Below are 20,941 nucleotides of genomic sequence, written 5' to 3' on the forward strand. Positions count from 1 at the left end.
ACGGCAATGTAACTGAGTATTTGAGTATAAATTTATACTCAAAAATGGTATGATGAGTTGTTGTAAGCGACACAGTATTAACGCTAAAGGAGCGAACAAAATGGGTTTTTTAACTAAACTGGTTGACGGTAATAAAAGAGAAGTCAAACGTTTAAGTAAATTAGCAGATAAAGTCATAGCCTTAGAAGAACAAATGGCGCTATTAACTGATGATGAAATGAAAGCGAAAACGAAAGCTTTTCAAGAAGAAGTACAAAAAGTTGAAGATATTAGAAAACAAAATAATAAGTTAGATGACATTTTACCTGAAGCATTTGCGCTCGTCCGTGAAGCCTCTAAACGTGTATTCAATATGACACCTTACAAAGTTCAAATCATGGGTGGGATTGCTATCCATAATGGTGACATCGCTGAAATGAGAACAGGTGAAGGTAAAACATTGACTGCAACAATGCCAACGTATTTAAATGCACTCACTGGTCGCGGTGTGCATGTCATTACAGTCAATGAATATTTATCTAGTGTACAAAGTGAAGAAATGGCTGAACTGTATAACTTTTTAGGTCTATCTGTAGGCTTGAACTTAAACAGTTTGAGCACTATCGACAAACGTGAAGCGTACAGTAAAGACATTACGTACAGTACAAATAACGAACTTGGTTTCGATTATTTAAGAGATAACATGGTGAACTATAAAGAAGACCGTGTTATGCGTCCGCTCAATTTTGCAATTATTGATGAGGTTGACTCTATTTTAATTGATGAAGCACGTACGCCTTTAATTATTTCTGGAGAAGCCGAAAAATCAACGTCACTTTATACGCAAGCCAATGTTTTTGCGAAGATGCTTAAATCTGAAGAAGATTATAATTACGACTTACAAACAAAAGCGATTCAATTAACTGAGCAAGGAATTGATAAAGCTGAGCGTATGTTCAAAATAGAGAATTTATATGATGTCAAACACGTTGATATTATTCACCATATTAACCTTGCGTTACGTGCACATTATACAATGCAACGCGACGTTGACTATATGGTGACAGGCGGCGAAATTTTAATTGTAGACCAATTTACAGGTCGTACAATGCCTGGACGTCGTTTTTCAGAAGGATTGCATCAAGCAATTGAAGCAAAAGAAAACGTAAAAATTCAAAATGAGTCTAAAACAATGGCCTCAATTACATTCCAAAACTATTTCAGAATGTATAACAAGTTGGCTGGTATGACAGGGACAGCTAAAACAGAGGAAGAAGAATTCCGTAATATTTACAATATGACAGTAACGCAAATCCCAACCAACCGACCTGTTCAACGTCACGATAAGTCCGATTTAATTTATGTGAGTCAAAAAGGTAAATTCGATGCGGTTGTCGAAGAGGTTATAGAAAAACACCGTAAAGGTCAACCGGTTTTACTAGGGACAGTTGCGGTTGAAACTTCTGAATATATTTCTAACTTGCTTAAAAAGCGTGGTATTCGTCATAGTGTATTAAATGCTAAAAACCATGAAAGAGAAGCTGAAATTGTTGCGGGTGCAGGTCAAAGAGGATCAGTAACAATTGCAACAAATATGGCCGGTCGTGGTACAGATATTAAACTTGGCGAAGGTGTAGAAGAACTCGGAGGACTTGCTGTTATTGGCACAGAACGACATGAATCTCGCCGTATTGATGACCAATTACGTGGTCGTTCAGGTCGTCAAGGCGACCAAGGGGACAGTCGTTTCTACCTTTCATTACAAGATGATTTAATGGTGCGTTTCGGTTCAGATCGAATGCAAGCGATGATGAACCGATTGGGAATGGATGACTCTACGCCGATTGAATCTAGAATGGTTTCTCGTGCTGTAGAATCTGCGCAAAAACGTGTTGAAGGTAACAACTTTGATGCACGTAAACGTATTTTAGAATATGATGAAGTTTTACGTAAGCAACGTGAAATTATGTATGAAGAGCGAAATCGCATTATTGATGAAGTTGAAAGTTCAGAGCTCGTGATTCAAATGATGAAATCAACGTTGCAACGAACATTGAATTATTATGTGAATGAAGACGAAGAAAAAATGGATTATGAACCTATTATTCATTATATCGAAGACGTTTTCTTACATGAGGGTGACTTAAAAGAAAGTGAAATTAAAGGTAAAGACCAAGAGGATATGTATGAAGTCATCTGGGCTAAAATCGAGGCTGCCTATGAGCGACAAAAATCTCAATTAGGCGATCGTATGCCAGAGTTTGAACGTATGATTCTCCTTCGTTCTATCGATGATCATTGGACATCACATATCGATACGATGGATCAATTAAGACAAGGGATTCACTTACGTTCATATGGTCAACAAAATCCTTTAAGAGATTATCAAAATGAAGGTCATGAGTTATTTGATATCATGATGCAAAGCATTGAAGAAGATGTAAGTAAATATATCCTAAAATCAGTAATTACTGTGGATGATGATGTGGAGCGTGAAAAAACAAAGGAGTTGGAGGGGAAGCACGTCTCAGCTGAGGACGGCAAAGAGAAAGCTAAGCCCCAACCTTTTGTAAAGGACCAAGAAATTGGTCGTAATGAGCAATGTCCATGTGGTAGTGGCAAAAAATATAAGAATTGCCATGGAAAATAAGTTGTTGAACATTTGAAGGAGAGATAAATATGGAATTATCAGAGATTAAGCGTAATATTGATGACTATACCTCGAAATTAGAACAACTTAGGGGGTCTCTTTGACTTAGAAAACAAAGAGACAAATATTCAAGAGTATGAGGAAATGATGGCTGACCCACATTTTTGGGACAATCAAAACCGCGCTCAAGAAATCATCGATAAAAATAATGCGTTAAAGTCAGTAGTTCAAGATTATTATGAAGTCGCAGAAACGATTGAAAATATGGAAGCAACCGTTGAGCTCTTGCAAGACGAATATGATGAAGATATCAAGCAAGATATAGAGGCTGAAGTCATCGATTTTGAAGAGAAGCTTAATCATTTTGAATTGCAACTCTTACTTAATGGTGAACATGATGCGAATAACGCAATTATAGAGTTGCACCCCGGTGCAGGTGGAACAGAATCTCAAGATTGGACCAATATGTTGTTACGTATGTATCAGCGTTTTTGCGAGCAACAAGGATTTAAAACGGAGATTGTTGACTACCAAGCGGGTGATGAGGCGGGTGTCAAAAGTGTTACCATGCTTGTGAAAGGTCATAATGCTTATGGCTATTTGAAAGCTGAAAAAGGTGTTCATCGTTTAGTACGTATTTCACCTTTTGATTCTTCTGGCCGACGTCATACGTCTTTCGCATCTTGTGATGTAATACCTGAGTTCAACAACGAAAAGATTGAAATTGAAATCAATCCTGATGACATTTCCGTTGATACTTTCCGTGCTTCTGGTGCCGGCGGACAACATATTAATAAAACAGAGTCTGCCATTCGTATTACGCACCATCCAACTGGTATTGTGGTGAACAACCAAAATGAGCGTTCACAAATTAAAAACAGAGAAGCTGCGATGAAGATGTTAAAAGCAAAGCTTTATCAACTTGAGCTCGAACAAAAAGAGCAAGAGTTAGCGGCTATTCGTGGTGAACAAAAAGAAATTGGATGGGGAAGCCAAATTAGATCCTATGTATTCCATCCGTATTCCATGGTAAAAGATCATCGAACAAATGAAGAAACAGGCAATGTCAATGCAGTGATGGATGGCGATATTAGTCCATTTATTGAGGCTTATTTAAGACATCTCATGCATTAAGTTGTATCAAAATAGGAACGAAAAATGAACCCTATGATATTAGGATTCATCTTCGTTCCTTTTTTATACATGTTTTTCAAATTAAAAATGAAGAACCTTTATAACTTCAAAAATCGCATTTTTATTATTTTTAGACTGTATAAAAGACCAAAGAAAAAAGCAATGCCACTTTTTAATAGTGAAATTGCTTAATAGATTGCGTACCGAGTCGAGACTCCCGAGGCATAGAGTCGAAACCGAAAATCCATTTTGGCTTCTTATGAGCTACAATAAAAGCCAAAATTAGTTGAGGTAAGGCGCCTGGGAAAGCGAGACTCGAAGAAGCAATCGGAAGTTTGCGACTTAATTATTATAGACACATAACCACCATATAAAGTGTACAGCCATTAAATGCTAAAAAAACTGATATTGATGGTGCGTCGGCTCGTTTGTTTTTTAAACTTTATGACTTCGCGTAAAGAATTATTTTAAATTGTATTCATTTTTGTTAAATATCAGTGAAAGCTGTAAAAACAAGTGAAAAATTCAATATAAATGTGTTAATATAATCAACAAATAGCTTGCATGCGCTTAATTGATTTTAGAGGAGGTTGGCTATGGGCGTCCATCAATATTTTAAAAGATTATCAGATTTAGAAAAATTAATTCGTTTACCGGGAAAATTTAAGTATTTTGAGCATAATGTAGCGGCACATTCATTTAAAGTAACAAAAATCGCCCAATATTTAGGCACTGTTGAAGAGTATCATGGGAAAACAGTGGATTGGAAAAGTTTATACGAAAAGGCATTAAATCATGACTTTGCAGAGGTTTTTACTGGTGATATTAAAACACCTGTCAAGTATGCAAGCGGTGAGTTAAAAAAACTCTTTTCACAAGTTGAGGAAGAAATGGTTGATACTTTTATTAAGGAAGAGATTCCAGAAAAGTATCAAGATATATATCGACGTCGATTACAGGAAGGGAAAGATGATTCTCTAGAAGGACAAATTTTATCAGTAGCTGATAAAATTGACTTACTGTATGAAACGTTTGGAGAAATTCAAAAAAGAAATCCTGAACCGCTATTTTTCGAAATTTACGAAATGAGTCTCGAAACCATCATGCAATTTGATCATTTGTACTCAGTTCAAGATTTCATAGAGCATATTATTCCTGAAATGTTAACAGAAAGATTTATCCCTAAAACGGAATTAAGAGAAACAACAATGCATATCCTTAATAAAAGAAAGATGTGATTGGATTGATCTGGTATATATTAGCCGCATTTTTTCCATGTGTACTTGTTGTTCTTTTCAGTACGGTAACGAGAAGTAAATGGATAGGGACTCTCATTACTCTTGTAGTTATAGGGGCTTCAGTCTACAAAGGCTTCTTTCATAATGAATGGATTATTTTCTTAGATGTTGTCTCATTGCTAGCAGGATATCTCATTATGGATTACTTAGAGAAAAACCGGACTGAGCATGATGATGACAGTGGAATATAACATTTAAGAATATTTACATTACAAATGTTATATTTAGAATGATTATAAAAATAAATATTTTTCACCAGGAGTGAATCTGAAAAGCAAGACATGGCAATCAGATACGCTCCTTTTTGACATGTTAAAACATCGCGCAAGCACAATCACGTGTTACGAACAAATGTTTGTATTTTTTAATTGTATTCTGTTAAAATATGAGTATTAAGTTGATAGGAGGCGAACAGGGATGGAGCATCATGATTTTAAAATTGCTTCAAAATTTGATCCACAAGGTGATCAACCTAAAGCAATAGAGGCGCTTGTGAAAGGGATTAAGGAAGGCAAGCGCCATCAAACATTGTTAGGGGCTACTGGAACAGGTAAAACCTTTACAATGAGTAATGTGATAAAAGAAGTAGGGAAACCAACATTAATTATTGCTCACAATAAAACGCTCGCAGGACAACTCTACAGTGAATTTAAAGCCTTCTTTCCTGAAAACAGAGTAGAGTATTTTGTGAGTTATTATGATTATTACCAACCTGAGGCGTATGTTCCATCTACTGACACATTTATAGAAAAAGACGCATCTATTAATGACGAAATTGATCAACTGCGTCACTCTGCAACAAGTGCGTTATTTGAGAGAGATGATGTCATTATTATTGCAAGTGTAAGCTGTATTTATGGTTTAGGGAATCCGGATGAATATCGTGACTTGGTAGTAAGTATTCGTGTCGGAATGGAAATGGATCGCAGTGATTTATTGAGAAAGCTTGTTGATGTGCAGTATACACGTAACGATATCGATTTTAAACGGGGAACTTTCAGAGTGCGTGGAGACGTTGTTGAGATTTTCCCAGCTTCACGTGATGAATTATGTATTCGGGTTGAATTTTTTGGTGATGAGATTGATCGAATTAGCGAGATTAATTATTTAACTGGGGAAGTTCTTAAAGAACGAGAACATTTTGCGTTATTCCCTGCATCACACTTCGTAACACGTGAAGAAAAAATGAAAATTGCAATCGAAAGAATTGAAAAAGAACTTGAAACACAACTTGAACATTTAAGAAGTGAAAACAAACTTTTAGAGGCACAACGTTTAGAACAACGTACAAATTATGATTTAGAAATGATGCGAGAAATGGGATTCACTTCAGGGATCGAAAATTACTCGGTTCATTTAACATTAAGACCTTTAGGTTCGACGCCGTATACGTTGCTAGACTATTTCGGTGACGATTGGTTAGTGATGATTGATGAATCACATGTGACTTTACCACAAATCCGGGGTATGTATAATGGTGACCAAGCACGTAAAAAGGTACTGGTTGAGCATGGTTTTCGTTTACCAAGTGCGTTAGACAATAGACCTTTGAAATTTGAAGAATTTGAAGAAAAAACGAAGCAACTCGTATATGTTTCAGCAACACCAGGACCTTACGAACTTGAACATACTAACGAAATGGTGGAACAAATTATTCGACCAACAGGCTTACTAGATCCTAAAATTGAAGTACGACCTACGAAAAACCAAATCGACGACCTGTTAAGTGAGATTCAAGAACGCACAGAGCGTAATGAACGTGTCTTAATTACGACCTTAACGAAAAAAATGAGTGAAGACTTAACCACATATCTTAAAGAAGCAGGTGTCAAAGTTAATTATCTCCACTCAGAAATTAAAACGCTTGAACGTATAGAAATCATTCGAGATTTAAGAATGGGAACATTTGATGTATTAATTGGTATCAACTTGTTGCGTGAAGGTTTAGATATACCAGAAGTTTCTTTAGTTGTGATTTTAGATGCTGATAAAGAGGGCTTTTTACGTTCTGAACGTTCCCTTATTCAAACGATTGGTCGTGCAGCCCGAAATGACAAAGGTGAAGTTATCATGTATGCGGATAAAATCACTGACTCTATGCAAGTCGCAATCGATGAAACCGAACGACGTCGTGAAATTCAAATGGCTTACAATGAGGCGCACGGCATAGTGCCTCAAACAATTAATAAGCAAATTCATGATGTGATTAGTGCGACTGTGGAATCTGATGAGACAAATGAAGATGCACGTACAGAAGTGCCGAAGAAAATGACGAAAAAAGAGCGTCAAAAAACGATAGAAAATGTCGAAAAAGAAATGAAAGAAGCAGCAAAAGCACTGGATTTCGAAAAAGCAACAGAATTAAGAGATTTATTATTCGAATTAAAATCAGAAGGGTGAAAAGCATGAAAGAACCGTCGATTGTTGTGAAAGGGGCACGCGCCCATAATTTAAAAAATGTTGATATTGAATTACCTAAACAAAAATTGATAGTGATGACGGGTTTATCTGGATCAGGTAAATCCTCATTGGCTTTTGATACGATTTATGCTGAGGGGCAACGTCGATACGTCGAATCATTAAGTGCATATGCACGTCAATTTTTAGGTCAAATGGACAAGCCTGATGTGGATACAATAGAAGGCTTGTCACCTGCAATATCAATAGACCAAAAAACAACGAGTAAAAATCCACGTTCTACAGTAGCTACGGTAACTGAAATTTATGATTATATTCGTTTGCTATATGCACGTATCGGCAAACCTTATTGTCCAAATCATGGTATTGAGATACAATCACAGACTGTACAACAAATGACGGATAGAATTATGGCGTTAGAAGAACGGACAAAGATCCAATTAATGGCACCTGTCGTTAATCATCGTAAAGGAACGCACGAAAAATTATTGAATGATATTAGTAAAAAGGGATATGTGCGTGTCCGCGTTGATGGCGAGATAATGGACGTGACACAAGTGCCAGAACTTGATAAAAATAAAAATCACACCATTGAAATTGTTGTCGATCGTTTAGTAGTCAAAGCAGGTATTGAAACGCGTCTGGCTGATTCAATTGAAACCGTATTAGAACTTGCAGATGGTCGTCTTGTTGTCGATGTCATTGACGGAGACCAACTTGAGTTTTCTGAAAAACATGCATGTCCAATATGTGGTTTTTCGATTGGTGAGCTAGAGCCAAGAATGTTCAGTTTTAACAGTCCATTTGGTGCATGTCCGACTTGTGATGGTTTAGGAACTAAATTAACCGTTGATATTGATTTAGTTGTTCCTGACAAAGACAAATCCCTTAATGAAGGGGCGATTGTCCCATGGGAGCCAACGAGTTCAGATTTTTATCCAACGTTATTAAAACGTGTGTGTGAAGTTTATAAAATCAATATGGATAAACCTTATAAAAAATTAACTGATCGACAAAAAAGCATTATTTTGCATGGTTCCGGAGATAAAGAAATTACTTTCTCATTCCAATCGAAAAATGGACAACAGCGTACACGTACGATGCCGTTTGAAGGGGTCATTCCGAATATTGAGCGCCGTTACCATGAATCGCCTTCAGAATATGTCCGTGAAATGATGCAAAAATATATGGCAGAACAACCTTGTGAAACGTGTCATGGACAAAGATTAAGTCGAGAAGCACTTTCAGTTTATGTTGCTGGAAAAAATATTGGTGAAGTCGTTGAACAATCTATAAAAGAAGCGCTTGATTACTATGAAAATATCGAATTATCAGATCAAGATGCCCAAATTGCGCGTTTAATTTTAAAAGAGATTACATCTCGTTTATCCTTTTTGAATAACGTAGGTTTGGATTATTTAACGTTGAATCGTGCATCAGGTACACTGTCAGGAGGAGAAGCGCAACGTATCCGTTTGGCAACTCAAATCGGTTCACGTCTTTCTGGTGTCCTTTATGTACTTGATGAACCTTCGATTGGTTTGCATCAGCGTGATAACGATCGTCTCATCAATACGCTAAAAGAAATGCGCGATTTAGGAAATACATTAATTGTTGTCGAACATGATGAAGATACCATGATTGAAGCGGACTATCTTGTCGATATCGGACCAGGTGCAGGTGATCATGGAGGTCATGTTGTTTCTAGTGGTACACCTAAACAGGTGATGCGAGATAAAAAATCACTGACAGGTCAATATTTGAGTGGTAAAAAGTTTATTCCTGTTCCTGAACATCGTCGAGAAAAAACCGACCGTAAGATTTCAGTGAAAGGCGCGAGAAGTAACAACCTTAAAGGTGTAGATGTTGATTTTCCGTTGTCAGTGATGAATGTGGTAACTGGGGTTTCAGGTTCTGGAAAAAGTTCGCTTGTTAATGAAGTATTGTATAAATCTCTTGCTAAAGCGATCAATAAATCAAAAGTGAGACCTGGTGCACATGATGAAATTACAGGTATAGAAGAGATTGATAAAATTATAGATATTGATCAGTCACCTATCGGTCGTACGCCAAGATCTAATCCAGCCACATATACAGGTGTTTTTGATGATATACGAGATGTTTTTGCCTCAACGAACGAAGCAAAGGTACGAGGTTATCAAAAAGGACGTTTTAGCTTTAATGTGAAAGGCGGACGTTGTGAAGCATGTAAAGGTGACGGTATTATCAAAATTGAAATGCATTTCTTACCAGATGTTTATGTACCTTGTGAAGTATGTGGAGGGAAACGTTATAATCGCGAAACTTTAGAAGTCACATATAAAGGTAAAAACATTTCTGATGTTTTAGAGATGACAGTTGAAGACGCAGTCCATTTCTTTGAAAATATCCCTAAAATCAAACGTAAATTACAGACGCTTGTGGATGTAGGTTTAGGTTATATTACGTTGGGTCAACCAGCAACAACACTATCGGGTGGTGAAGCACAACGTGTGAAACTCGCATCTGAATTGCATAAACGTTCAACTGGACGTTCAATTTATATTTTAGATGAGCCAACAACAGGTTTACATGTTGACGATATTAGCCGATTATTAAAAGTTTTAAATCGACTTGTTGACAATGGTGATACAGTCGTTATTATTGAACATAACCTTGATGTCATTAAAACTGCTGACCATTTAATTGACTTAGGGCCAGAAGGTGGTGACGGTGGCGGGACAATCTTAGCAACAGGAACACCTGAAGAGATTGCCGCACATCCAACTTCATACACTGGACGATATTTGAAAGAAATATTGGCACGTGATAAAGCGCGACAGGAGGGCTAGTAAATGAAAGAAGCAAAATTCAAAGTGTTAGAATTACTACAAGCTGGAAAGATTTCAGTAGAAGAAGCAGCAATACTATTAGATGCAATGGCAACAGACACAACGACAGCACAAGCGCAAACGAACCATTCAGATACTCAAAAAACCGAAGCAAAAGCCGATGATACAAATGTAGACAGCGATTTTAAATCTTCAGTAGAAGACTTTGTCCGCGATACATTTGAAAATGTGAGTGAAACACTACGTCAAGGCGTTGAATATGTCAATCAACAGCGCGAACAAGCAAAGCAAAATAAAGAAGCACACCCTATTGATCCTTTAAAACAATTTGAAAAAACATTAAAAGAAGTGACAGATAGATTGAATAAAGAAAAGTAAATGCCCTTTATTTAACAGATGATCATTGTGATTTCGCACTAAAATGATAGTGTAGAAATTGTTCTTATATGAGTCCCTAAAATTCATGTGATTTATGAATTTTGAGGACTTTTTTATCTGTCTAGTGGTAGATGTTCCTTCTTAAATAGTAAAAATGTTAAAATGAATAGGGTCATTGAGTAGAGTGAACCGTTTTTAATGGATGAGACACAACGAGTTAAGATGAATGTAAAAGTTTTTTAATAATGAAATACATCTCATTCTTTCGCATTTCATGTATAATATAGGACATAATTAACCACGATAGGCACAGTACATCGGATAGGACTGCGTTAAAAAGAAGTGTGATTAAGTAAGCGCGTGGAGATTAGTCTCGCAATAGACTGTTATTTTGCGTCTTTCTATATGATGATTAACGAGAGATAGAGTGAATACTGAGGTGACTGACATGTTAACAACTCAAGATTTAGTAAAGCGATTTAATTTGAAAGTGATAGCTGGTGAAGCAGGTTTAAACCGACCTATTCATAATACAGATATCTCTAGACCCGGTTTAGAGATGGCAGGCTATTTCTCGCATTATGCTTCGAATCGAATTCAACTATTAGGTACAACAGAACTTTCGTTTTATAATTTATTGCCAGATGAGGATAGACAGGGGCGGATGAGAAAACTTTGTCGTCCAGAAACACCAGCAATTATTATCACGAGAGGACTTGAAGCGCCTGAGGAATTGTTAGAAGCGTCTAAAGCATTAGATACACCACTCATTTATGTGGACGAAGCTACGACACGTGTCATGGGACGTCTCACGTCTTATCTTGAGCACGAATTAGCAAATTCTACAGCATTACATGGTGTACTGGTAGACGTGTATGGGATTGGGGTATTAATTACTGGAGATTCAGGCATAGGTAAAAGTGAAACGGCTTTAGAACTTGTGAAGCGCGGTCATCGTCTGGTCGCAGATGATAATGTAGAAATTAAGGAAATCAATAAAAACGAATTGATTGGTAAGCCGCCTAAAATTATTGAGCATTTACTAGAAATAAGAGGGCTAGGAATTATTAACGTGATGACGCTTTTTGGAGCAGGTTCTATCTTGACGCAAAAACGCATACGGCTGAATATCAATCTTGAAACGTGGGATCAAAACAAATTATATGATCGCGTTGGATTGAATCACGAGACGCTTAAAATTTTGGATACGGAAATTACTAAAAAAACAGTCCCAGTTCGGCCAGGAAGAAACGTGGCTGTCATTATTGAAGTAGCTGCAATGAATTATCGACTCAATATTATGGGCATTAATACAGCAGAAGAATTTAATGAACGTTTAAATGCTGAAATATTAAAAAATAGTACACATCAAAAAGGAGATAAAGAATGATGATTGGTTACATCAATCCTGTAGCAATTGATCTAGGTGGTTTGCAAATCAAGTGGTATGGGATTATTATAGCAACTGCAATATTAATTGGTTATTGGTTTGCACAAAAAAGTGCACAAAAAGTGGGCTTTAAAGAAGACGATTTAATTAATATTTTAATTGTCTGCGTCGTTGTCGCTATCGTTACTGCACGACTCTATTTTGTTTTATTCCACTTGGATTATTACTTACAAAATCCCGCAGAGATTATTATGATTTGGCGTGGAGGGATAGCGATCCACGGTGGCCTAATTGGTGCGTTTGCCATGGGAATGTATTATTGTTATCGCAAAGATTGGCATCCTTTACAACTCGGCGATATCGTTGCACCTAGCATTATATTGGCGCAAGGGATTGGACGCTGGGGGAATTTCATGAACCATGAGGCTCATGGTGGGCCAGTTAGTCGCGCCTTTTTGGAACAATTGCATTTACCACAATTCATAATTGAGAATATGAAAATCGACGGTATTTATTATCACCCTACTTTTTTATATGAATCCATATGGAATGTGATTGGTTTTATCATTCTAATTCTTTTACGTCGACGTCTTCGCATTGGCGAAACATTTTTTACGTATTTAATTTGGTACTCAATTGGACGTTTCTATATCGAAGGCTTGCGAACAGATAGCTTGATGTTAACTGAGACGATTCGAATTGCACAGCTTGTCTCTATTATCGCTATTGTGATTGGTGTAGCACTGTTTATATGGAGACGATTTAAATCCAAAGCACCGTTGTATCGAGAAGCAAGTGTTTTAAATTGGCCTTGGGAAAAGAAAGGGTCACGTTAAATGAAAAGACGTTTAACGGTCATTCCGACCAAAACGCATAATGCGCTTTGGCACATGTATGACTATCAAAGTTTTACAAAATTGTTTAAAAATACATTAATTATTGAACTGGCGCGATTTGTACCGAGTTTGAAATTCAAACGCTGGCTCTATCGACATATTTTGAAGATGACAATCGGGCCATATACGGCGATTGCTTTCAAAGTGACACCTGATATTTTTTATCCTGAAAAAATAAAAATAGGCAAAAATGTCATTATTGGTTATAATACAACACTACTGACACATGAATTTTTGACCGATGCACTGAGAGTAGGAGAGATTGAAATTGGTGACGATACGATGATTGGAGCTAATGTTACAATTCTTCCTGGTGTTAAAATTGGTGCGCGTACTAAAATCGGTGCAGGCAGCGTTGTTTCAAAAGATATACCCAATGATGTCATTGCTTATGGTAAACCGATTCAAATAAAAGAACAATAAGAGAAAGAGAGGTGGCAATGATGACACAAAAGAATAATATTATACAGTTGTGGTCTGATGTCTCTGTTTATGAACGTTTGGCACAACAGAAAATGCAACAGCAAGATTATGTGAAAGCACAGCGCTATTTAGAAAAAGTGTTAGAATTGTCACCCGATCATTTTGAGGCGAAGCAACAACTTGCGACTTGCTTAATCAAATTAAATGCACCAAGCAAGGCAGAAGCCATTTATTACGAAGAAATCAGTAAAGGCTCTGAACTCGAGGCCTCTTATTATGAACTTAGTCAATTAAACATTGATTTAAATGAACCGAATAAAGCTTATTTATTTGGTTTGAGCTACGCGTTTATCGCGGAAGATGAAGACTACCGCGAAGAACTTGAGAGTATGTTTGAAGTTTCTTTTACTGGCGAAAATGAACTTGAATTAGAAAGCCAATTGTTTGTAACACAAGTCGTTTTTCAATATTTGTTTGGGCAAGGGCGCTTGTTAGATGCCAGAGCGTACTTACTACGACAAGATGAAGTCATTCAAGAAAATCGCCTCATTCGAAATTTACTTGCCATGTGCTATCTCTATTTAAACGAGAACACGATTGCAAAAGAAATGTTTGAACGGCTTTTGAAAGAAGACGCTTCAGATGTCCATGCTTTATGTCACTATACTTTATTGTTGTATAATATGAATGAACAAACACTGTTTAATCACTACCTCAAACTACTCAATAAAGTCGTCCCAATTAACGATGAAGAATCTTTTAAATTGGGAATCGTGTTAAGTTATTTAAAGCAATATCAAGCATCACAATATTTACTCTTACCCCTCCACCGAAGAGGAAAATTTCAAACTTTCCAGCTTTTTCATGCACTTTCATATAATTATTATTACCTGGGTCATATTGAACAAAGTGAATATTTTTGGCAAGCATTGACACAATTTCTTAAAGCGAATCCTGGTTTTCCACCTTGGGTCGTGGATGAAAGTAGACAGTACTTTAACCGTCATATTGAACCACTATTAACCAGTGAGGATCAGCATGAACGTCTTTATGGGCTCTTTTTATTGAATCAATTAAATGGTAAAGAGGTTTTAATGACGAAAGATGTATGGGATATATTAGAAACACTAGGCGATTATGAGAAACTCTATCTTTCCTATTTAATACAAAACCTACAGCTCACAAAGTTACATTTTATACACAAAGGAATGGAAAAGCTTTATCACCTCCCTAAAACTAAAGGTGATGATGCATTATTTTTAAGTTGGATTAATTATGCAGATAGTTTATCGGTGGAAAAAATAGATGTTGATGAAGTAAACGCATATGTTGCGGCAGTTACCTATTTGTATTTTAATGCTGGTGCACAATCATTAAATCGACAAGAGCTCATTGAACTATTTGACGTGTGTCCAGAAATGTTTGAAATTGCGCTCAATTGGTTGTTGAGCATATAAGTTTGAGTCTCGTATTTAAATGTTGTAAAATTTTTATGATGAAATTAAGAGGAGGAACGAATCATGTCAGAACAAGTAAGATATGATGTTGCAATCATCGGTGCAGGCCCAGCAGGTATGACAGCTGCGGTTTATGCTTCACGTGCGAATTTAAAAACAGTTATGATTGAACGCGGTGTGCCAGGTGGACAAATGGCGAACACTGAAGAAGTTGAAAATTTCCCAGGTTTTGAAATGATTTCAGGACCGGATTTATCAAATAAAATGTTCGATCACTCTAAAAAATTTGGTGCCGAATACAAATATGGTGATATTAAAGGCATCGAAGATAAAGGCGATTACAAAGTTATCGATCTCGGCACAAGCGAAATCGAGGCAACTGCTGTGATTATTGCAACAGGTGCAGAATACAAAAAAATTGGTGTACCTGGAGAAGAACAACTTGGTGGCCGTGGTGTGAGTTACTGTGCTGTATGTGACGGCGCCTTCTTTAAAAATAAAAATGTCTACGTTGTAGGTGGAGGAGACTCTGCTGTTGAAGAAGGAACTTATCTAACAAAATTTGCAGATAAAGTGACTATTGTTCACCGTAGAGATCAATTAAGAGCACAAAAAATATTACAAGATCGTGCGTTCAAAAACGAAAAAATTGATTTTATTTGGAACCATACACTTAAATCAGTTAACGAAAAAGATGGTAAAGTAGGTTCATTGACGTTAGTTTCAACAGTTGATGGCACTGAACAAACAGTGGATGCGGATGGCTTATTTGTCTATATCGGCATGAAACCTCTTACACAACCGTTTGAAAACTTAGGCATTACAAATGAAGTAGGCTATATTGTCGCAAATCCAGACATGAGCACAGCTGTTAAAGGGATTTATGTAGCTGGAGATGTTCGTGAAAAAGGATTACGTCAAATCGTAACAGCAACAAGTGATGGTAGTATCGCAGCAGAAAGTGTTCAAGCGTATATCGAAAGCTTGCACGATGAAGCTTAATCACGATTTTAAGTAATCGTTTTATAAGATTGAAGTTAATCTGTTCGAATACGCTATATTTTGCGTGTTCATATATTAAATAAACGACACCCTATACAGGTGGGACAATGGAATCTAACGTAACAACGAGTTTCCAAGTCCCACTCTTTTTATTTATCATTGTTTTTTATGCTTATGAAAATAGTGCTTTGTTATGACAAGATGATCAGAAAATGAGTGCTAGCCGAGTTGTTAAAGTATATTGGTAGAGACTATCATTGTTACATCATCATCAATACATACGGTTATGAAAAGTGTTAAATTTTAGCTTTCTGTCTATGACTTTGAAGGATTTTCATGTACACTAAAAGAGAATCTTAAGGGATGGTGGTCAACAATGCAACATGAAGAAAACAATGAAATCGTTAAAAGTGAATTACTCGTCATTACAGGACTTTCAGGCGCTGGAAAATCTGTCGTTATTCAGAGTTTAGAAGATTTAGGCTATTTTTGTGTCGATAATCTTCCACCTATTTTATTGCCTAAGTTTGTAGAATTAATGGAGCAAGGCAACCCTTCGTTACAAAAAGTAGCGATTGGTATCGACCTAAGAGGACGAGAATTTTTTAAATACTTAGTGCGTGAAATAGATGCTGTGCAAAGTAGAAAAAATGTAATCGTAGATGTACTGTTTGTAGATGCTGAAACGGAAAAATTAATTTCTCGTTATAAAGAAACACGCCGTAAGCATCCGCTTCAAGAGCAGGGCGATTTAACTCTAGTTGCAGCGATAAATGAAGAACGTAATTTACTTGCCGAAGTGAGAAGTTTGGCCAATTATACTTTAGATACTACAAAGTTAACACCGAAAGCATTAAGAAAAAGAGTATACGAGAATTTTAATAAAGAGAATAAATCAACATTTACAATCAATGTGACAAGTTTCGGTTTCAAGCATGGTATTCAAATAGATGCAGATTTGGTTTTTGATGTACGCTTCTTACCGAATCCTTTTTATGTAGAGGAGCTCCGTCCGTTGACAGGTATGGACGAAGAAGTATATAAATACGTGATGAAATGGAAAGAGACGAATACATTTTATGAAAAATTATTGGATCTCTTATTATTCATGATTCCTGGATATAAAAAAGAAGGGAAATCACAACTTGTTATTGCAATTGGTTGTACAGGAGGACAACACCGTTCTGTCGCATTAGCACAACGATTAGCTGAGGAACTTAAGCAGACGTATGATTATAACATATATGTTCATCATCGTGATGCACATATAGAAAGTGGCGAATAAAATGAAACAACTCAAATTAGTGCTGATTGGCGGAGGGACAGGCTTATCTGTTTTGGCAAGGGGTCTCAAATCCTTCCCAATAGATATTACAGCGATTGTAACAGTCGCAGATGACGGCGGAAGTACAGGCAAAATCAGAAGCGAAATGGATATACCAGCACCGGGTGATGTAAGGAACGTACTGGTTGCATTGAGTGATGTCGAGCCGCTGTTAGAACAGCTGTTCCAATATCGATTCGAAAAGGATATCATTAGCGGCCATTCTGTTGGCAACTTATTGATTGCCGCATTAACCAATATTACGAATGATTTTGGCCATGCGGTAAAAGAGCTCAGTAAAATCTTGAATATCAAAGGACGCGTCATACCGTCTACAAATTCAAGTGTCGCGCTTAACGCAGAGATGGAAGATGGAGAAATCGTAACGGGTGAATCTAATATTCCTCGAAAACATAAAAAAATTAAACGTGTCTTTTTAGAGCCGGCTGATGTGAAACCGATGGATGAAGCTGTTGCAGCACTAAGAGAAGCAGACTTAATCGTTTTAGGGCCTGGTTCTCTTTATACGAGTGTGATTTCTAACCTTTGTGTCAATGGCATTGCCGAAGCTATTGTCGAAAGTGATGCTAAAAAATTATATGTTTCAAACATAATGACCCAGCCTGGAGAGACAGATGAATATACAGTTACAGATCATATTCGTGCCATTCATCAACAACTGGGTGCAAATGTCATTGATTTTGTGATTGCGAATCAATTACCATTCTCACAAGAAATACTTCAAAAGTATGAAGACAAAGGTGCTAAACCTGTTTATTGTGATGAAGAGGTATTAAAGGAACAAGGTGTTCAACTTGTAACAGGAGAGCATCTCGCTGAAATTACAGAGCACGAATACGTGAGACATCGAACAGAAATATTGGCAGAGATGATTTATGAAATTGCATTACAAGAAATTAGTACAATTCAATTTGACCCTGATCAATTCAAATCATAACTTTAGCCATATTGATTCTTGATAAATAGAAAGGAAACGATTCATTATGAGCTTTGCATCAGAAATGAAAAATGAGCTGACAAGGATTGAAGTTGATAAAGATAACGCTAAGGCAGAGCTCAGTGCTTTAATTCGTATGAACGGGGCCTTAAGCCTATCGCATCAACAGTTTGTCATTAATATTCAAACTGAAAATGCCACAACTGCAAGACGTATCTATACACTAATAAAACTTGTTTTTCAGGTTGAAGTCGAAATATTAGTACGTAAAAAGATGAAATTAAAGAAAAATAACATTTATATATGTCGAATAAAAATGAAAGCAAAAGAGATTTTAGACGAGTTAGGAATACTTAAAAATGGAATGTTTAGCCATGATATCGATCCAACTATGGTTAAAGATGACGAAATGAGAAGAAGTTATTTACGCGGCGCATTTCTCGCAGGAGGTTCAGTTAATAACCCAGAAACTTCATCATATCATCTAGAAATATTTTCTCTGTATGAGGGTCACTCTGAAGGACTTACGCAATTGATGAATACATACGAGCTCAATGCGAAAAGTTTGGAGCGTAAAAAAGGTTGGATTACGTATCTTAAAGAAGCGGAACGTATAGCAGAATTTTTAAGTTTAATCGGTGGTTACCAAGCATTGCTCAAATTTGAAGACGTTAGAATAGTCAGAGACATGCGAAACTCTGTAAATCGACTGGTAAATTGTGAGACAGCGAATTTAAATAAAACGGTCAGTGCAGCTATGAAGCAAGTTGAAAGTATTCAACTGATAGATGAAGAAATTGGGATAGATAATTTGCCGGATCGACTGAGAGAAGTGGCAAAATTAAGAATTGAACATCAAGATGTCTCATTGAAAGAATTAGGTGAAATGGTCAGTACGGGAACCATTTCGAAATCGGGCATCAATCATCGTTTAAGAAAGTTAAACGAAATGGCGGATAAAATCAGAAGCGGAGAACGATTTGAAGTGTAAAAAGTAGGCAATTAATCAGTCTGGATAACCTGTTTTTTATGTTATATTTCAATGCTATTTGATAGTGCATTTCGTAAAGTATGCGCGATATGGGCTTAGACATCAATTCAAAAAAATGGTGCTCAGAGACTTTTACTAGAAAATCGTCTGAGCGCTTTCTTTGTATAATAAAACTTCGTAAGAAATGACATCGTTTTAAATCACTGAAGTTCAATATAATATGGTATATGATTAACGAGTAAAATAAAAAGAACCCCATCGTTAGGGGGCCTTGATTTTAAAAAGTAAGATAGCCCCCTCGAGAGGAATCGAACCTCTATTGTAAGAACCGGAATCTTAAGTGTTATCCATTACACTACGAGGGGTAAATTGAAACGTACACTCATCATTTTACCTTCATGCATTGTAGGGGTCAACTCTTAAAATAGTGAAAGTTAAAAGCGTAATTTTTGACCATGTTTGACTTTTAGGTTAGAATAAAATCAAATCAAAGAAATTAGGAGGAAATAATCTATGAATTTAATTCCTACAGTAATTGAAACGACAAATCGCGGGGAACGTGCATATGACATTTATTCACGTTTATTAAAAGACCGTATTATTATGTTAGGGTCTGCTATTGACGATAATGTAGCAAACTCAATCGTATCACAACTTTTATTTTTACAAGCACAAGATGCAGAAAAAGATATTTACCTCTATATCAACTCTCCTGGTGGTAGTGTAACAGCTGGATTTGCGATTTATGATACAATCCAACATATCAAACCAGATGTACAAACAATTTGTATTGGTATGGCTGCTTCAATGGGCTCATTCTTACTTGCAGCAGGAGCTAAAGGAAAACGTTACGCGTTACCTAATGCTGAAGTGATGATTCACCAACCACTTGGTGGGGCGCAAGGTCAAGCAACTGAAATCGAAATTGCTGCGAACCACATTTTAAAAACACGCGCAAAATTAAATAAAATCTTAGCTGAACGTACAGGCCAAGATATTGAAAAAATCGAGAAAGACACTGATCGTGATAACTTCTTAACTGCTGAAGAAGCTAAAGCTTATGGCTTAATTGATGAAGTAATGCAACCAGAATAATAGAGAAGTTTCTGTTATTTATAAGATGATGAACCTATCTCATCTTAATATGTAATGAGTGGAGCAATGAAATCTGAAAGCGTATTTTAGATTTATGCGCCACTCTTTTTTAATGAAAAAATAAATAGGCTTTATTTAAATGAGGGAAAAGGGGAGAAAAGACGTGATAAGACAGGCACAAGTGAATGATCTGACTCAAATTCAAGAAATCTACAATCATGCGATTAAGCATACGACTGCTGTCTATACATATGAAACAGTAACATTAGAAGAACGTGAAAAATGGTTTCAAACGAAACAACAATTACAACAACCTGTATTTGTATACGAACGGAATGGGGAGGTCTTAGGCTTTGCTACGTATGGTCAATTTAGAAATTGGCCCGCTTACCAATTTACGATCGAACATTCTTTATACGTCAGTCCTAATGCGAGAAGACAAGGCATTGCTTCTCAATTATTAGAAATATTAATTCAAGATGCCCGTGAAAAACAGTTTCAAACGATGGTGGCAGGTATTGATGATCAAAACATACAAAGTAAACTGTTACATGAAAAATTTGGATTTCGACATATGGGAACGTTAGAGAAAGTTGGATATAAATTTGAACAATGGCTTAATCTTGCGTTTTATCAGATACAATTAAAATAAAGTGTCTTTATGTGCGCGATTTAATTAGCGATAACATTAAAAATCAGAACTGACATGTATGGTGT

Annotated in this window: 17 protein-coding genes; all 17 read left to right on the plus strand. The window is 36.5% G+C overall.

The genetic code is table 11. The annotated features are described in order from the left end of the window. Positions 1 to 100 precede the first annotated feature (100 nt). The 17 genes from secA (at position 101) to HMPREF1208_RS01320 (ending at position 20,876) form a co-directional block, all read left to right on the plus strand. Positions 101 to 2,629, plus strand: coding sequence for a preprotein translocase subunit SecA (gene secA, locus HMPREF1208_RS01235; RefSeq protein WP_016424518.1), 2,529 nt, complete (start codon positions 101 to 103; stop codon positions 2,627 to 2,629). A gap of 29 nt (positions 2,630 to 2,658) precedes the next feature. Continuing rightward, positions 2,659 to 3,763, plus strand: a protein-coding gene (gene prfB, locus HMPREF1208_RS01240) for a peptide chain release factor 2 (protein ID WP_126496224.1) whose coding sequence is annotated in 2 segments (ribosomal slippage) — positions 2,659 to 2,730 and positions 2,732 to 3,763 — 1,104 coding nt in all. Because the reading frame shifts where the segments join, the coding sequence is not laid out codon by codon here. Between the two features lie 596 nt (positions 3,764 to 4,359). Then, positions 4,360 to 5,001, plus strand: coding sequence for a YfbR-like 5'-deoxynucleotidase (locus HMPREF1208_RS01245; RefSeq protein ID WP_016424521.1), 642 nt, complete (start codon positions 4,360 to 4,362; stop codon positions 4,999 to 5,001). A 5-nt stretch (positions 5,002 to 5,006) separates the two neighbouring features. Next, positions 5,007 to 5,252 carry a CsbA family protein gene (locus HMPREF1208_RS01250; protein ID WP_037559196.1) on the plus strand — a complete coding sequence of 82 codons (246 nt, stop codon included), beginning with the start codon at positions 5,007 to 5,009 and terminating at the stop codon, positions 5,250 to 5,252. Positions 5,253 to 5,478: 226 nt separating this feature from the next. Then, positions 5,479 to 7,461: an excinuclease ABC subunit UvrB gene (uvrB, locus tag HMPREF1208_RS01255; RefSeq protein ID WP_016424523.1), complete on the plus strand. Its 1,983-nt coding sequence runs from the start codon at positions 5,479 to 5,481 to the stop codon at positions 7,459 to 7,461. Positions 7,462 to 7,466: 5 nt separating this feature from the next. Next, the gene (gene uvrA, locus HMPREF1208_RS01260; RefSeq protein WP_016424524.1) at positions 7,467 to 10,310 is read left to right on the plus strand and encodes an excinuclease ABC subunit UvrA; all 2,844 of its coding nucleotides are present in this window, start codon (positions 7,467 to 7,469) and stop codon (positions 10,308 to 10,310) included. Between the two features lie 3 nt (positions 10,311 to 10,313). Continuing rightward, the gene (locus HMPREF1208_RS01265) at positions 10,314 to 10,688 is read left to right on the plus strand and encodes an SHOCT-like domain-containing protein (RefSeq protein WP_016424525.1); all 375 of its coding nucleotides are present in this window, start codon (positions 10,314 to 10,316) and stop codon (positions 10,686 to 10,688) included. A gap of 448 nt (positions 10,689 to 11,136) precedes the next feature. After that, the gene (hprK, locus tag HMPREF1208_RS01270) at positions 11,137 to 12,078 is read left to right on the plus strand and encodes an HPr(Ser) kinase/phosphatase (protein ID WP_016424526.1); all 942 of its coding nucleotides are present in this window, start codon (positions 11,137 to 11,139) and stop codon (positions 12,076 to 12,078) included. Continuing rightward, a complete protein-coding gene (lgt, locus tag HMPREF1208_RS01275) occupies positions 12,078 to 12,914 on the plus strand; it encodes a prolipoprotein diacylglyceryl transferase (RefSeq protein WP_016424527.1) in 837 nt (278 codons plus the stop codon). The genes hprK and lgt overlap by 1 nt, the downstream gene beginning before the upstream one ends. Continuing rightward, positions 12,915 to 13,397: an acyltransferase gene (locus HMPREF1208_RS01280; RefSeq protein ID WP_016424528.1), complete on the plus strand. Its 483-nt coding sequence runs from the start codon at positions 12,915 to 12,917 to the stop codon at positions 13,395 to 13,397. It abuts the gene before it with no gap. Between the two features lie 17 nt (positions 13,398 to 13,414). Then, entirely contained in the window at positions 13,415 to 14,854 is a 1,440-nt protein-coding gene (locus HMPREF1208_RS01285) for a tetratricopeptide repeat protein (protein WP_016424529.1), read from the plus strand. A gap of 63 nt (positions 14,855 to 14,917) precedes the next feature. Next, positions 14,918 to 15,856 carry a thioredoxin-disulfide reductase gene (gene trxB / locus HMPREF1208_RS01290; RefSeq protein ID WP_016424530.1) on the plus strand — a complete coding sequence of 313 codons (939 nt, stop codon included), beginning with the start codon at positions 14,918 to 14,920 and terminating at the stop codon, positions 15,854 to 15,856. 376 nt (positions 15,857 to 16,232) lie between these two features. After that, entirely contained in the window at positions 16,233 to 17,141 is a 909-nt protein-coding gene (rapZ, locus tag HMPREF1208_RS01295; protein ID WP_016424531.1) for an RNase adapter RapZ, read from the plus strand. Position 17,142: 1 nt separating this feature from the next. Further along, on the plus strand, positions 17,143 to 18,138 hold the full coding sequence (locus HMPREF1208_RS01300) for a gluconeogenesis factor YvcK family protein (RefSeq protein ID WP_016424532.1): 996 nt from the start codon (positions 17,143 to 17,145) through the stop codon (positions 18,136 to 18,138). A 46-nt stretch (positions 18,139 to 18,184) separates the two neighbouring features. Next, positions 18,185 to 19,129 (plus strand): DNA-binding protein WhiA, encoded by a 945-nt coding sequence (whiA, locus tag HMPREF1208_RS01305; RefSeq protein WP_016424533.1) that lies wholly within the window; start codon positions 18,185 to 18,187, stop codon positions 19,127 to 19,129. A gap of 513 nt (positions 19,130 to 19,642) precedes the next feature. Beyond that, positions 19,643 to 20,224, plus strand: a complete 582-nt coding sequence (gene clpP / locus HMPREF1208_RS01315; protein ID WP_016424534.1) for an ATP-dependent Clp endopeptidase proteolytic subunit ClpP — start codon at positions 19,643 to 19,645, stop codon at positions 20,222 to 20,224. A gap of 163 nt (positions 20,225 to 20,387) precedes the next feature. Continuing rightward, complete coding sequence (locus tag HMPREF1208_RS01320) at positions 20,388 to 20,876, plus strand: GNAT family N-acetyltransferase (protein ID WP_016424535.1); 489 nt, start codon at positions 20,388 to 20,390, stop codon at positions 20,874 to 20,876. Positions 20,877 to 20,941 lie beyond the last annotated feature (65 nt).

Source organism: Staphylococcus sp. HGB0015, assembly GCF_000411275.1.
GTDB classification, from domain to species: domain Bacteria; phylum Bacillota; class Bacilli; order Staphylococcales; family Staphylococcaceae; genus Staphylococcus; species Staphylococcus schleiferi.

Coding starts and splice junctions, on each gene's coding strand:
- secA (WP_016424518.1), top strand. CDS start 101: ATGGGTTTTTTAACTAAACTGGTTGACGGTAATAAAAGAGAAGTCAAA.
- HMPREF1208_RS01245 (WP_016424521.1), top strand. CDS start 4,360: ATGGGCGTCCATCAATATTTTAAAAGATTATCAGATTTAGAAAAATTA.
- uvrB (WP_016424523.1), top strand. CDS start 5,479: ATGGAGCATCATGATTTTAAAATTGCTTCAAAATTTGATCCACAAGGT.
- uvrA (WP_016424524.1), top strand. CDS start 7,467: ATGAAAGAACCGTCGATTGTTGTGAAAGGGGCACGCGCCCATAATTTA.
- HMPREF1208_RS01265 (WP_016424525.1), top strand. CDS start 10,314: ATGAAAGAAGCAAAATTCAAAGTGTTAGAATTACTACAAGCTGGAAAG.
- hprK (WP_016424526.1), top strand. CDS start 11,137: ATGTTAACAACTCAAGATTTAGTAAAGCGATTTAATTTGAAAGTGATA.
- lgt (WP_016424527.1), top strand. CDS start 12,078: ATGATTGGTTACATCAATCCTGTAGCAATTGATCTAGGTGGTTTGCAA.
- HMPREF1208_RS01280 (WP_016424528.1), top strand. CDS start 12,915: ATGAAAAGACGTTTAACGGTCATTCCGACCAAAACGCATAATGCGCTT.
- HMPREF1208_RS01285 (WP_016424529.1), top strand. CDS start 13,415: ATGATGACACAAAAGAATAATATTATACAGTTGTGGTCTGATGTCTCT.
- trxB (WP_016424530.1), top strand. CDS start 14,918: ATGTCAGAACAAGTAAGATATGATGTTGCAATCATCGGTGCAGGCCCA.
- rapZ (WP_016424531.1), top strand. CDS start 16,233: ATGCAACATGAAGAAAACAATGAAATCGTTAAAAGTGAATTACTCGTC.
- HMPREF1208_RS01300 (WP_016424532.1), top strand. CDS start 17,143: ATGAAACAACTCAAATTAGTGCTGATTGGCGGAGGGACAGGCTTATCT.
- whiA (WP_016424533.1), top strand. CDS start 18,185: ATGAGCTTTGCATCAGAAATGAAAAATGAGCTGACAAGGATTGAAGTT.
- clpP (WP_016424534.1), top strand. CDS start 19,643: ATGAATTTAATTCCTACAGTAATTGAAACGACAAATCGCGGGGAACGT.